This is a genomic window from Pseudomonas sp. ME-P-057, from assembly GCF_030208975.1.
Lineage (GTDB): Bacteria > Pseudomonadota > Gammaproteobacteria > Pseudomonadales > Pseudomonadaceae > Aquipseudomonas > Aquipseudomonas lutea.
Map to the genome: position 1 here is coordinate 130,002 of NZ_JARVSX010000042.1, position 14,048 is coordinate 144,049.

Consider the following 14,048-nt stretch of genomic DNA (forward strand, 5'->3'; position numbering starts at 1 on the left):
GTCAGGAAACCTCGACCGGCGTGCCGCTGATGCGGCCCAGCGCTTGAAGCACGGACTCAGGCTCCAGCAAGCGCAAGCAGTTGTAATGACCGAAACGACAGGTGCGGTCGAAGCATGGGCTGCATTCGATACCGAGCCGAACAACTTCTACCTGATCGGCCAGCGGCGGCGTGAAGCCGGGTGACGTCGAACCGTACACCGCCACCAATGGGCGATTCAGCGCAGCGGCCACGTGCATCAGCCCCGAGTCGTTGGACACAACGGAGTCCGCGCAGGACAGCAGGTCAATGGCTTCGGCCAGAGAGGTGCCGCCGCTGAGGTTGACGGATTCTTCACGCAGGCCGGGAATCAGCCGCTCACGAATGCTCTCGCCCACCGCATGGTCATTCTTCGAACCGAACAGCCACACCTGCCAGCCTTCGCGAATGCGCGCCTCGGCGACCTTGGCGTAATGCTCGGAGGGCCAGCGTTTGGATTCACCGAACTCGGCGCCCGGACACAGCGCCAGCACCGGGCGGTCGAGGCTCAGGCCGAACTTGGCCAATGCCGCGTCACGGCTGGCCGGCTGGATTTGCAGGCTGGGTTGTGGATAAGGCCGTGGCAGTTCGGCACCTTTGTCGTAGGCCAGGGCCATGAAACGCTCAATCATCAGCGGGTAACGCTGTTTGTCGAGGGTGCGAACGTCATTGAGCAGGCCGTAGCGATACTCGCCGCGCCAACCGGTGCGCTTGGGAATACCGGCAAAGAACGGTACCAGTGCCGACTTGAGCGAGTTGGGCAGCAGAATCGCCTGGTCGTACTGGCCTTTCAAGGACCTGCCAATGCGCCGGCGCGTGGCAAGTTCCAGCGCGCCATGGCCGAGCGGGAAGCTCAAGGCGGTGCGCACTTCGGGCATGCGTTCGAGAATCGGCCGGCTCCACTCGGGCGCCAGCACATCGATTTCGCACTGCGGGTGACGCTGCTTCAGGCACTGGAACAGCGTCTGCGCCATCACCATGTCACCGACCCAGCTGGGCCCTACGATCAGAATTCTCATGCTCAATCCAAAAACGACCAGAAACGAGCAGGGAGGCCCATCAGACTGCGTGATGCTTGCACACGCCGCCTGACGCCTCCCTGTCATAGCTTTATAGAGATCCGTTAGATCCGAACCCTGCCCGCGATCAACTCAACCCCAGCTGCTCCCAGATCCGCATCACTTCCCGCCGCTCGGTTGCGAACTGGTCACCGGCCACTACGCCCGGATCGTTCTGCAGAGCCTGCCGGTGCGCGGCCGAGCGATAAGCCTTGTACGCCTCACGCAGCAGACCGGCATCAGCGGCGGCCATCAGACCCGCCTCTTCAAGGCCTTCCAGAATGCGGATGTTATCGGTGTAGCGAAGCAGCGCGGGATGCTCTCTGGACCACGCCAGGGCCGCGTATTGCACCATAAATTCAATATCGACGATACCTCCGGCGTCCTGCTTGAGGTCGAAGCGGGACGTGGGCTCAAACGCATTCGCCGCCTTGCCTGCCGCCGTGGCGCGGGTGCCGAGGTTGTCGCGCATCTTGGTGCGCATCTCGCTGACCTCCTGGCGCAGCTTCTGTAAATCCCGCTCCCGGCCGAGTACGGACGCGCGCACGGCCTCGAATTGTCGCCCCACGTCAGTGCTGCCCACCAGCACGCGTGCGCGGACCAGCGCCTGATGCTCCCATGTCCAGGCCTCGTTCTCCTGATAACGGGAAAATGCCCCGAGGGAACTGACCAGCAAGCCCGCGGCACCCGACGGACGCAGGCGCATGTCGACTTCGTACAGTTGGCCGGAATTGGTCTGGGTGGTGATCAGGTGAATGATCCGTTGGCCGAGCCGGGTGAAGAATTGCGCGCCGTCGATCGGCTTGGCGCCGTCGGTTTCAGCCTGGGGATCGCCATCGTGAATGAACACAAGGTCCAGATCCGAACCGTGACCCAGTTCGATGCCGCCCACTTTGCCGTAGCCTACGATGACAAACCCGGGGTCGCACAACGTACCGTCCGGACGGCGTGGCGCGCCGTGGCGGGCGACGGTGTGGCGCCAGGCGAGCGCCAGCACTTGTTCCAGAATCGCTTCGGCCAGCCAGGTCAGGTAATCGCTGACTTTCATCAGCGGCAAACTGCCGGTGATTTCCGAGGCGGCGACGCGCAGCCGGTGCGCCAGTTTGAAGTGCCGCAACGCCTCCATCTGCTGCTCCAGGTCGTCCTCGGGAATCCGTGTCAAACGCTCGCGCAGCTCGGCTGCCAGTTCAAGGGCCTGGGGCGGGCTGAACAACCGGCCTTCGTTGAGCAATTCGTCGAGCAACAGCGGGAAGCGGGCAATTTGCTCGGCAATCCAGGGACTCGCCGCGCACAGGGTCAGCAATCGACGCAACGCGCCAGGGTTTTCGGTCAGCAAGACCAGATACGCCGAACGACGCGCCACCGCTTCAACCAGCGGCAGCACGCGCTCCAGCACCAAATCGGGATTATCGTGCTCCACGGCCTGCGCGAGCAGCCGGGGAATGAACGCATCCAAACGCTCGCGGCCAAGACGCTGCATCGAGCGCAACTGAGAACTGCTGCGCAGGTTGCTCAGATTTTTCAGCGCTTTGGTCGCATCAGCGAACCCGCCCTCCTGCAATTGAAGGCAGGCGCTCTCCTCGTTCTGTGACTCTTCCCACAACGGCAGCCACTCGCCGCCGACGATTTCCTCGCCGTGGTCCTGCTGCCCCTCTTCTTCATCCGGGTCGGCGATCACTTGGCGGAAGTGCCATTCGACGCGGCCACGCCAGTACATCAATTGCCCATGGAAAGTCGTCCAGTCGGCAAAGCCCATCATGAATGCGATGCGCGCCTGATCCTGCGAGTCGTCCGGGAGCATTTGCGTCTGGCGGTCGGCAATCGCCTGAATGGCGTGCTCCGTATAACGCAGGAATTGATAGCCTTCGCGCAATTCATCAATGACCGCAGCTGGCAAGTAGCCCTGGCCTTCAAGGGTTTTGAGCACCTTGAGCAGCGGTCGCTGCTGCAGACTCAGATCACGTCCGCCGTGAATCAGCTGAAACGCCTGAGCGATGAATTCCACCTCGCGAATGCCACCCGAACCCAGCTTGATGTTCTCGGCCATGCCTTTGCGCCGAACTTCCTGCTGGATCAGCTGCTTCATGGTGCGCAACGCTTCGATTGCCGAGAAGTCCAGGTAGCGGCGGTAGACAAAGGGCCGCAGCATGTCGAGCAGTTCGCTGCCCTTCTGCTGATCGCCGCCGACCACCCGCGCCTTGATCATGGCATAGCGTTCCCAGTCGCGACCCTGGTCCTGATAGTACTGCTCCAATGCATTGAAACTGAGCACCAGCGCACCGGAAGATCCATATGGGCGCAGGCGCATGTCGACGCGAAAGACAAAGCCATCGACGGTGACCGGGTCCAGCGCCTTGATCAATCGCTGGCCGAGGCGGATGAAAAACTCCTGGTTGTCCAGCGGACGTTTGACGCCTTGGGTTTCGCCGCCTTCCGGGTAGGCAAAGATGAGATCGATGTCTGACGACAGGTTCAACTCAACGGCGCCCAGCTTGCCCATCCCAAGGATGACCATCTGTTGCGGCTCGCCTGTCCGACGGCCGGTCGGCGTGCCGAACTGCTGGCAATGGCGTTCGTACAGCCACTTGTAAGCCAGGTCGATGCAGCCATCTGCCATGTCCGAGAGATCGCGGCAGGTTTCCACCAGATCAGCCTGCCGGGTCAGATCCCGCCAGATAATTCGCACTTGCTGGCGCGTGCGTTGACGACGTAGATTACGCCCCAGTTCATCGTCGCTGGCCGCCTGGACAACCGCATTGGCGAGTTGCCCGAGCAGCTCGCCGGGCTGAAAACTGCGCTCCAGCTCACCGGTTTCGGCGAGGTCGAGCAGCATCAGCGGATCGCGTGATACCTGGTCGGCGACAAAATCGCTGGCGGCACATACGCGATCGAACGCCGATAGCCGTCCCTTGGGCCAGGCTTGAAACTGCCGCCTGGCTTCGTCTGTCAGAGACTCCAGCGCGCTGCACCAGGACTGGCGCGCGCGGGTAACCAAAGGCAAGAGGACAGCCGGCAGCTCGGCCAGCGGGGGAAGGCTCATGGTCTATCCTTGATCGGCGTTCAAAAGGCAGTCCGCCGCCCGGTTTCATGAGCTTCATGACGCGGACTGTCGAACAAAGGTTAAAAATTGCGGGTGAGCGAAGATTATTGGTTCACGAATGCCTAACCAGGCAATTCGTCAGGTATTTGAGCCAAGCTCTTCGTTTTACCGGACACTGCATCACGAGCACCTACATCGCTCAGGTGTAGTTTTACTACTGTATATACAAGTCAAAAAGCTGAATTAGCCCGAGATTTGTAGTAAAACTACACAACACCGGGGACCCATCCGGTCATCCAAGAATTTTACATCGTCTGCCCACAAGGCCAGTCGCAACAAACTCAGGCAACCGATTCTGGAAGCCTTTCCGCCCTGGAGCAAGCCATGCAAGACCTCGATCCCGTCGAAACCCAGGAATGGCTGGACGCCCTGGAATCGGTTCTCGACAAAGAAGGCGAAGACCGTGCTCATTACCTGATGACCCGTATGGGCGAGCTGGCCACACGCAGTGGTTCGCAGCTGCCGTACGCCATCACCACGCCTTATCGCAACACCATCCCCGTCACCCACGAAGCACGCATGCCCGGCGACCTGTTCATGGAACGCCGCATTCGCTCGCTGGTACGGTGGAACGCCTTGGCGATGGTGGTCAAGACCAACATCGGCGACCCGGATCTGGGCGGTCACATCTCCAGCTTCGCTTCCAGCGCAACCCTGTACGACATCGGCTTCAACTATTTCTTCCAGGCCCCGACCGACGAACACGGCGGCGACCTGATCTACTTCCAGGGTCACGCATCGCCAGGCGTCTACGCCCGTGCGTTCATGGAAGGTCGCATCACCGAAGAGCAAATGAACAACTTCCGTCAGGAAGTCGACGGCAATGGCCTGTCGTCCTATCCACACCCGTGGCTGATGAAAGACTTCTGGCAGTTCCCGACCGTGTCCATGGGTCTGGGTCCGATTCAGGCGATCTACCAGGCGCGCTTCATGAAGTACCTGGAGCACCGCGGTTACATCCCTGAAGGCAAGCAGAAAGTCTGGTGCTTCCTGGGCGACGGCGAGACCGACGAGCCGGAATCCCTGGGCGCCATCGCCCTGGCCGGTCGCGAGAAGCTCGACAACCTGATCTTCGTGGTGAACTGCAACCTGCAGCGCCTGGACGGTCCGGTTCGCGGCAACGCCAAGATCATCCAGGAACTGGAAGGCGTGTTCCGCGGTGCTCAGTGGAACGTGACCAAAGTCATCTGGGGCCGTTTCTGGGACCCACTGCTGGCTAAGGACGTCGACGGCATCCTGCAACGTCGCATGGACGAAGTCATCGACGGCGAATACCAGAACTACAAGGCCAAAGACGGCGCTTTCGTGCGCGAACACTTCTTCAACTCGCCAGAACTCAAGGCGATGGTTGCGGACATGTCCGACGACGAAATCTGGAAACTCAACCGTGGCGGCCACGACCCGTACAAGGTCTATGCGGCCTACCACGAAGCGGTCAACCACAAGGGTCAGCCGACCGTTGTTCTGGCCAAGACCATCAAGGGTTATGGCACGGGCGCCGGTGAAGCGAAAAACACCGCGCACAACACCAAGAAGGTTGACGTCGACAGCCTGCGTCACTTCCGTGACCGCTTCAGCATTCCGATCAAAGACGATCAGCTTGAAGCCCTGCCGTTCTACAAGCCTGAAGAAGGCAGCGCCGAAGCGCGCTATCTGGCAGAACGCCGTGCCGCCCTGGGTGGTTTCGTGCCGCAGCGCCGCGCGCAGAGCTTCAACCTGCCGACCCCGCCTCTGGAAACCCTCAAAGCCATCCTTGATGGTTCAGGCGACCGCGAAATCTCCACCACCATGGCGTTCGTGCGCATCCTGACCCAATTGGTCAAGGACAAGGAAGTGGGGCAGCGCATCGTTCCGATCATCCCGGACGAAGCGCGTACCTTCGGTATGGAAGGCATGTTCCGCCAGCTGGGCATCTACTCTTCCGTAGGCCAGCTGTACGAGCCAGTCGACAAAGAACAAGTGATGTTCTACCGCGAGGACAAAAAGGGCCAGATCCTCGAAGAAGGCATCAACGAAGCCGGCGCCATGTCCTCGTTTATCGCTGCCGGTACGTCGTACAGCAGCCATAACCAGCCGATGATTCCGTTCTACATCTTCTATTCGATGTTCGGCTTCCAGCGGATTGGCGACCTGGCATGGGCTGCAGGCGACAGCCGCACCCGTGGCTTCCTGATCGGCGGCACCGCCGGCCGTACCACCCTGAACGGTGAAGGTCTGCAGCACGAAGACGGTCACAGCCACATTCTGGCGTCGACCATCCCGAACTGCCGCACCTACGATCCAACCTACGGCTACGAGCTGGCGGTGATCATTCAGGACGGCATGAAGAAGATGTTCGAAGAGCAACAGGACGTCTTCTACTACCTGACCGTGATGAACGAGTCCTACACGCAACCCGCCATGCCGGCCGGTTCCGAGGAAGGCATCATCAAGGGCATGTACCTGCTGGAAGAAGACACCAAGGAAGCCGCGCACCACGTGCAGCTCCTGGGTTCGGGCACCATCCTGCGTGAAGTCCGCGAAGCGGCGAAGATCCTGCGCGAGCAATTCAATATCGGTGCGGACGTCTGGAGCGTCACCAGCTTCAACGAATTGCGTCGCGACGGCCTGGCCGTCGAGCGCAGCAACCGTCTGAAGCCGGGCCAGAAGCCACAGTTGAGCTACGTTGAAGAGTGCCTCAATGGCCGTAAGGGTCCCGTAATCGCGTCCACCGACTACATGAAACTGTTCGCTGACCAGATCCGTCAGTGGGTTCCGACCAAGGAATACAAGGTTCTGGGCACCGACGGCTTCGGCCGTAGCGACAGCCGCAAGAAACTGCGTAACTTCTTCGAAGTCGACCGTCACTTCGTTGTGCTGGCCGCCTTGGAAGCCTTGGCCGATCGCGGCGATATCGAACCTAAAGTCGTGGCTGAAGCCATTACCAAGTTCGGCATCGATCCTGAGAAGCGCAACCCGCTGGACTGCTAAGGTCTGCGTAACGATCGAATAGAGCGCTGAGACGTGCGCGAAACAGCCGCCGATGCGGAATTTACTCCGGTAAATGAGCATCCAGGCTGTTTCGTCGCAGATGGATCGGCGCAGTCGAGGAACAGGTTCTCCTAAGGAGAGACATTGTGAGTGAGTTAATTCGCGTACCCGACATCGGCAACGGTGAAGGTGAAGTCATTGAGTTGATGGTCAAGGTCGGTGATCGCATCGAGGCTGACCAGAGCGTGCTGACGCTGGAGTCCGACAAGGCAAGCATGGAAATCCCTGCGCCGAAGGCCGGTGTCATCAAGGCGATGAAAGTGAAGCTGGGCGACCGTCTGAAAGAAGGCGACGAGCTGTTCGAACTGGAAGTCGAAGGCGAAGCGGCTGCCGAGCCTGCTGCCGCACCTGCTGCTGCCGCGCCAGCCCCTGCTGCCGCAGCGGAAAAACCTGCAGAAGCCGAAGCTGCGCCAGCGGCTGCAGCTGCACCTGCCGCGGCGGACACCGTTCAGGATATTCACGTCCCGGACATCGGTTCGTCGGGCAAGGCTCGTATCATCGAGCTGATGGTCAAAGTGGGCGACAGCATTGAAGCTGATCAATCCTTGATCACCCTGGAATCCGACAAGGCTTCGATGGAGATTCCGTCTCCTGCTGCCGGCGTTGTCGAAAGCATCAGCGTCAAAGTGGAAGACGAAGTCGGCACCGGCGATCTGATTCTCAAATTGAAAGTGGCAGGTGCTGCACCCGCTGCGGCTCCGGCGCAAGCTGCAGCCCCGGCTCCGGCGAGCGCTGAAGCCAAGGCCCCGGCCGCTGCTGCGCCTGCCGCTGCGGCTGCCAAGGCTGAAAGTGCTCCTGCACCGGCCGCCGCGCCAGCCGCTGCACCTGCCAACAGTGGCGCCAAGGTTCACGCAGGCCCGGCTGTCCGTCAGCTGGCTCGCGAGTTTGGCGTCGAGCTGAACGCTGTTTCGGCGACCGGCCCTCATGGCCGCGTGCTGAAAGAAGACGTGCAGGCCTACGTCAAGTCGATCATGACCAAAGCCAAGGATGCGCCTGCTGCTGGCGGCGCCTCCGGCGGCATGGGCATCCCGCCGATCCCGGAAGTCGATTTCAGCCGTTTCGGCGAAACCGAAGAAGTACCGATGACGCGTCTGATGCAACTGGGCGCTACCGGTTTGCATCGCAGCTGGCTGAACATTCCGCACGTCACTCAGTTTGACCAAGCCGACATCACCGATCTGGAAGCTTTCCGTATCGCACAGAAAGCCGTGGCCGAGAAAGCCGGTGTGAAGCTGACCGTGCTGCCACTGCTGCTCAAAGCCAGCGCGCATCTGCTCAAGGAGCTGCCGGACTTCAACAGTTCGCTGGCGCCAAGCGGCAAGGCGATCATTCGCAAGAAGTACTTCAACATCGGTTTCGCGGTGGATACGCCGGAAGGTCTGTTGGTCCCTGTGATCAAGAACGTCGACCAGAAGAGCCTGCTGCAACTGGCGGCCGAAGCGGCCGAGCTGGCTGAAAAGGCACGGTCCAAGAAGCTCTCGGCCAACGATATGCAGGGCGCCTGCTTCACCATCTCCAGCCTGGGCCATATCGGCGGCACCGGCTTTACGCCGATCGTCAATGCGCCTGAAGTGGCGATCCTTGGCGTGTCCAAGGCCACCATGCAACCGGTCTGGGACGGTAAAGCCTTCCAGCCGCGCCTGATGCTGCCGCTGTCGTTGTCTTACGATCACCGAGTGATCAACGGTGCAGCCGCCGCGCGTTTCACTAAGCGTCTGAGCGAATTGCTGGCGGATATCCGCACGATTCTGCTGTAAGCCGTACGGAGCCCGTTTCCATCGAAACGGGCTCCGATCAATTTTCGAGCTGCCACGCTCGTGCCTCAACCCCGCTCACTGGCGGGGCTTTTTTTGGCTTTTTGAAAAGGACGCCTACAGTAGGCGAACCCTTGGCCGATAGCTGATCATGCACGACTATCAAGCGCCTGGACCTCATCCAGACAATCCGACCCATTACTGACATCGAATCAACCGTCTGCCGACAGTTTTATAGCACTAAGCCATCGCGCTCACTTGTCAGCCCGATCGCCATGATGCAACCTTGCGGCACGCGATTTAAAGGCGGGTTCCATGCCCGTACGCGACAGCACCCTGACAGCGAGTTCCTTCATGAAAAGCCAACCTGATGCTGCCGGAAGAACGGCGGCCGAGGTCGTGACGCAATTGCCGGTGCCTTCGCGGCTCGGAATGCTGCGTTTCGAGCGGCTGAATGAACCCAGTTGGGCCATGTTGTATCTGGATCCAAACTGCGAAAAGCAATTCAGCATGCCTGCAGTCGAACTCTGCGCGCTGGTGGGTTCGCCCTACGCAAGCCTCATGGAGCCAGAGGCGCGCTATCAGCTGCATGACGCCGTGCAGACGCAGTTGGCGGTCAGCGCTCATTACGTCATTCGCTATACCCTGCACACCGCACGCGGGCCCTTGAGCCTGCTGGAAATCGGCGAAGGCTATAAGCAGCGCAATCGGCATCTGTTGCGCGGGTACCTAATGGTGGTGGATGAGCAAGCCGAATCCGCTGAGCAGGCCATCAGCCCTGATCTGGAAGTACAGAATTCCCGACTGCAGAACGCGCTGGAGCTCAATCAACGGGCACAGCACGAACAATTGCAGCACCTTGAGCGGGTGCGCGCGCAGCAGAGCCTGATTCTGCGCCTGGCGCGTCATCGCTACAGCACGAGTAACTCCCTGCAGGAAGCTGCTGAACTGATCACCAAAAGCGCCTGCGAGATCTACGACATCTCCTGCGCCAGCTTGTGGTACCTCACCGGTCAGACCCTTGAGCCCATTGCCGAGTATCGGCGGGACACCAGCACCTTCCCCAAAACCGACGCGATCGACATCAGCGAATTCCCCAGCTATCTGGAGGTGCTGCACACCAGCCGCGCCATTGACGTCAATGATGTCGAGCAGGACCCGCGCACTAAAGAGCTGGTCCAGCGACTGCGCACCCAAAACATCACCGCCATCCTGGACGCCGCGGTGCGCATTGACGGCAATGTGGTGGGTGTCCTGTGCCTGGAACAGACGGGTGCACCACGCGAGTGGCAGTCCGATGAGATCGCCTTCGCCGGCGAGCTGGCCGATCAGTTCGCCCACGCGATCAATAATCACAACCGCCGTACCGCCACCAGCGCCTTGCACTTATTCCAGCGCGCGGTGGAGCAAAGCGCCAACGCCTTTCTGCTGGTCAACCGCGATGGCGTGGTCGAGTACGTCAACCCCAGTTTCACCGAGATCACTCAGTACCCTGCCGATGAAGTCCACGGGCAGCTTCTGTCGGAACTGCCCGCCCTGGAAAATCTCAGCGAGCTGCTGCTGGATGCCAATTCCAGCCTGGTCAATGGCAACAGTTGGCAGGGCGAATTCAAGAGCCGCCGCAAGAACCTCGAACCGTACTGGGGCCAGTTGTCGATCTCCAAGGTATACGGCGACGATCGCGAGCTGACCCATTACATCGGAATCTACGAAGACATCACTCAGGCCAAGCTCTCTCAGCAGCGGATCGAGCGGCTGGCGTACACCGACAACCTGACCAATCTGGGTAATCGCCCGGCATTCATCCGCACGCTGGACGAGCATTTTGCCCGGGACGTCGAAACGCCGATCAGCCTGTTACTGGTCGACATCGACAACTTCAAGCGCATCAACGACAGCCTCGGCCATCAGACGGGCGACAAGCTGTTGATCAGCCTCGCGCGTCGCCTGCGTAACAGCCTCAACCCCAGCGGAATCCTGGCGCGTTTCGCCAGCAACGAGTTCGCTGTGCTGCTGGACGACACCAGCCCGGAAGAAGGCCAGCGGGTTGCGAGCGAAGTGCTGAGCACGCTGGACAAGCCGATGTTTGTCGATAACCAGTTGATCAGCGTTACCGGCTCGGTCGGGCTGGCCTGCGCGCCGATTCACGGCCGCGACCCGCAAACGCTGATGAAGAACGCAGGCTTGGCGCTGCATAAGGCCAAGGCAAACGGCAAGCACCAGGTTCAGGTGTTCACCGAGGCGCTGAACGCTGAGGCGAGCTACAAGCTGTTTGTCGAAAACAACCTGCGTCGCGCACTCACGCAGAACGAACTCGAAGTGTTCTACCAGCCCAAGCTGTGCCTGCGCAGCGGTCGTCTGTTGGGCATGGAAGCGCTGTTGCGCTGGAATCATCCGGAAAAAGGCATGATCCGCCCGGATCAGTTCATCAGCGTCGCGGAGGAAACCGGGCTGATCATTCCGATCGGTAAATGGGTCGCGCGTCAGTCCTGCCGAATGAGCAAGCAGTTGACAGCTGCCGGTTACGGCAAGCTCCACGTGGCGATCAACGTGTCGCCCAAGCAGTTCTCCGATCCGGAGCTGGTCAGCTCCCTCGCCACTATCCTTCGCGATGAGCAACTGGACCCTTCGCTGCTGGAGCTGGAGTTGACTGAAGGCCTCTTGCTGGAGGCAACCGAAGACACGCGGCTGCAGCTGGAGTCGTTGAAGACCCTGGGCCTGACCCTGGCGATGGACGATTTCGGCACGGGTTATTCGTCGTTCAGCTATTTGAAGAAATTCCCCATCGACGTGATCAAGATCGACCGCAGCTTCATTCGCGATATTCCTGATGATCAGGACGATATGGAGATCACGTCAGCGGTCATAGCCATGGCCCACAACCTCAAGCTGACCGTCGTCGCCGAAGGCATCGAAACGGCCGCACAGCTGGCCTTCTTGCGTCGCCACCGCTGCGATGTTGGGCAAGGCTACCTGTTCGACAAGCCGATTCCTGGCGAAGACCTGATCGAGAAGTTGCGTCGCTATCCACGCGGCCCGCTCGCCTGAGTCACCCTTCCCTGCTCCGCGCCAGTGCGGCACACTTGCCGCCCTGCATTTGCATCAGCCGATTCTGACCCCATATACCGGTTTCAATGACAACGCGTCTGGTTGTTCTGTCCCAGAGAGGATGTGCCTCATGGTTTTGCGCTCGGAAATTCTTGTGAATAAAAACGTCTTACCCACCGCTCAGCAGGCACTGCCCGGGCGCGAAACCCCCATGGCGCTGCCGGAGACTCATTTCGTCACCGGCAAACCTCTGCTCGGACCGTTCTTCGAGGACGTTGAGTTCGCGATTTTCGGGCTGGGTTGCTTCTGGGGGGCGGAACGTCGCTTTTGGCAGCGTGAAGGCGTGGTCAGCACCGTTGTGGGTTACGCAGGCGGTTTCACACCGAACCCGACCTACGAAGAAGTGTGCTCTGGCCTGACGGGCCATTCCGAAGTCGTGCTGGTGGTCTACGAACCGGCGAAGGTCAGCTACGAAGCCCTGCTGGCGATGTTCTGGGAGCTGCATAACCCGACACAAGGCATGCGCCAGGGTAACGACATCGGCACGCAGTACCGCTCGGTGATCTACGCCACAACGCCTGAACAACTGCAGGCTGCCAAAGCAAGCGCCGATGTGTATCAGGCCGAGCTGAACAAGGCGGGTCTTGGTGACATCACCACCGAGATCGATCAAGCGCCCACCGTGTATTTCGCCGAGGCATATCACCAGCAGTACCTTGCGAAAAACCCTCAAGGCTACTGCGGCATCGGCGGAACAGGCGTCTGCATGCCGCCGAGCCTGGCGGGTAACTGAACCAACCCCCCAACAACCTCAAAAGTCCCACTGACACCGCTCATAACCCTTGTAGGACTGGCTTTAGCCGGGAACACGTCGGTCGTCGCGCCGCAGAATTGATGGTGTTGCAACTGGCCACTTCCCGGCTGAAGCCGGTCCTACTGACACCGCGCGTATCCCTCTGACACCGAGCATATCCCTCTGACACCGCGCATATCCTTGTAGGACTGGCTTTAGCCGGGAACATGTCGGGCGTCGCGCCGCAGGATTGATGGTGTTGCAACTTGCCCCTTCCCGGCTTAAGCCGGTCCTACTGATACCGCGCGTATCCCTCTGACACCGCGCATATCCTTGTAGGACTGGCTTTAGCCGGGAACATGTCGGGCGTCGCGCCGCAGGATTGATGGTGTTGCAACTTGCCCCTTCCCGGCTGAAGCCGGTCCTACTGACATATCACCGCCCGCCAGAAATCTTCTGACAACCACTATCCATACTTGAATCCGCGTTCTGCTTTTATTGTTTGTCCTCACACAAAGAGGAGCAATGGAATGCAGGAAATCAAACATGCACGGGCTCTCCGTATCGGGCGATATTCCCAGTCAGGGAACGTCTATCTTGTAACCTCAGTGGTCAAGAATCGCCTGCCTATATTCAGTGATACTCAGATAGCCTGCAGGGTGCTCACGGAAATGGAGCAACTGCATGAGTCTGGGGTTGTGCACTCAATGGCGTGGGTGGTTATGCCCGACCATCTGCATTGGCTGTTCGCGCTCAAGGCCGGGTCACTGCCCGCGGTCATGCAAGCGCTGAAGGGGAGAAGCGCCTTCGCAGTGAACAAGGCTCACGGCGCGAAAACACTCACATGGCAGAAGGGTTATCACGATCATGGGGTCAGGGCCGAAGAGGACCTTGTCGAAATGGCGCGCTACGTCGTTGATAACCCAGTAAGGGCAGGTCTGGTAAGGCAGCGGGAGGAGTATCCATTGTGGGGTTGTGAATGGGTGCTCGAGTAGGACTGGCTTTAGCCGGGAAGACGTCGGGCGTCGCGCCGCAGAATTGATGGTGTTGCAACTGGCCTCTTCCCGGCTGAAGCCGGTCCTACTGACACCGCGCATATCCCTCTGACACCGCGCATATCCCTTGTAGGACTGGCTTTAGCGGGGAAGACGTCGGGCGTCGCGCCGCAGAATTGAAGGTGCTGCGACTTGCCCCTTCCCGGCTGAAGCCGGTCCTACTGACACCGCGCATATCCCTCTGACACCGCGC

The 14,048-nt window shown here is 60.0% G+C and carries 7 protein-coding genes; 5 read left to right on the plus strand and 2 right to left on the minus strand.

Going from position 1 to position 14,048, the window contains the following annotated elements; translation table 11 throughout:
- Position 1: 1 nt before the first annotated feature.
- The gene (gene waaF / locus QRN48_RS22890) at positions 2-1,036 is read right to left on the minus strand and encodes a lipopolysaccharide heptosyltransferase II (RefSeq protein WP_191942695.1); all 1,035 of its coding nucleotides are present in this window, start codon (positions 1,034-1,036) and stop codon (positions 2-4) included.
- A gap of 127 nt (positions 1,037-1,163) precedes the next feature.
- The gene (gene glnE / locus QRN48_RS22895; protein WP_285353471.1) at positions 1,164-4,115 is read right to left on the minus strand and encodes a bifunctional [glutamate--ammonia ligase]-adenylyl-L-tyrosine phosphorylase/[glutamate--ammonia-ligase] adenylyltransferase; all 2,952 of its coding nucleotides are present in this window, start codon (positions 4,113-4,115) and stop codon (positions 1,164-1,166) included.
- A gap of 384 nt (positions 4,116-4,499) precedes the next feature.
- Here glnE and aceE point away from each other — a divergent pair, with 384 nt between their 5' ends.
- From aceE to QRN48_RS22920, 5 genes are all read left to right on the plus strand, one after another.
- Positions 4,500-7,145 (plus strand): pyruvate dehydrogenase (acetyl-transferring), homodimeric type, encoded by a 2,646-nt coding sequence (gene aceE / locus QRN48_RS22900; RefSeq protein ID WP_285353474.1) that lies wholly within the window; start codon positions 4,500-4,502, stop codon positions 7,143-7,145.
- A 146-nt stretch (positions 7,146-7,291) separates the two neighbouring features.
- Positions 7,292-8,962 (plus strand): dihydrolipoyllysine-residue acetyltransferase, encoded by a 1,671-nt coding sequence (gene aceF / locus QRN48_RS22905; protein WP_285353476.1) that lies wholly within the window; start codon positions 7,292-7,294, stop codon positions 8,960-8,962.
- A gap of 351 nt (positions 8,963-9,313) precedes the next feature.
- The gene (locus QRN48_RS22910; RefSeq protein WP_285353478.1) at positions 9,314-12,007 is read left to right on the plus strand and encodes a sensor domain-containing phosphodiesterase; all 2,694 of its coding nucleotides are present in this window, start codon (positions 9,314-9,316) and stop codon (positions 12,005-12,007) included.
- Between the two features lie 130 nt (positions 12,008-12,137).
- Complete coding sequence (msrA, locus tag QRN48_RS22915) at positions 12,138-12,800, plus strand: peptide-methionine (S)-S-oxide reductase MsrA (protein WP_285353480.1); 663 nt, start codon at positions 12,138-12,140, stop codon at positions 12,798-12,800.
- Positions 12,801-13,330: 530 nt separating this feature from the next.
- Positions 13,331-13,795 carry an REP-associated tyrosine transposase gene (locus tag QRN48_RS22920; RefSeq protein ID WP_285353482.1) on the plus strand — a complete coding sequence of 155 codons (465 nt, stop codon included), beginning with the start codon at positions 13,331-13,333 and terminating at the stop codon, positions 13,793-13,795.
- Positions 13,796-14,048 lie beyond the last annotated feature (253 nt).

Bases quoted from the DNA above. Each gene is read 5' to 3' on its own strand.
- waaF (WP_191942695.1), bottom strand. From the start codon at position 1,036: ATGAGAATTCTGATCGTAGGGCCCAGCTGGGTCGGTGACATGGTGATG.
- glnE (WP_285353471.1), bottom strand. From the start codon at position 4,115: ATGAGCCTTCCCCCGCTGGCCGAGCTGCCGGCTGTCCTCTTGCCTTTG.
- aceE (WP_285353474.1), top strand. From the start codon at position 4,500: ATGCAAGACCTCGATCCCGTCGAAACCCAGGAATGGCTGGACGCCCTG.
- QRN48_RS22910 (WP_285353478.1), top strand. From the start codon at position 9,314: ATGAAAAGCCAACCTGATGCTGCCGGAAGAACGGCGGCCGAGGTCGTG.
- msrA (WP_285353480.1), top strand. From the start codon at position 12,138: ATGGTTTTGCGCTCGGAAATTCTTGTGAATAAAAACGTCTTACCCACC.
- QRN48_RS22920 (WP_285353482.1), top strand. From the start codon at position 13,331: ATGCAGGAAATCAAACATGCACGGGCTCTCCGTATCGGGCGATATTCC.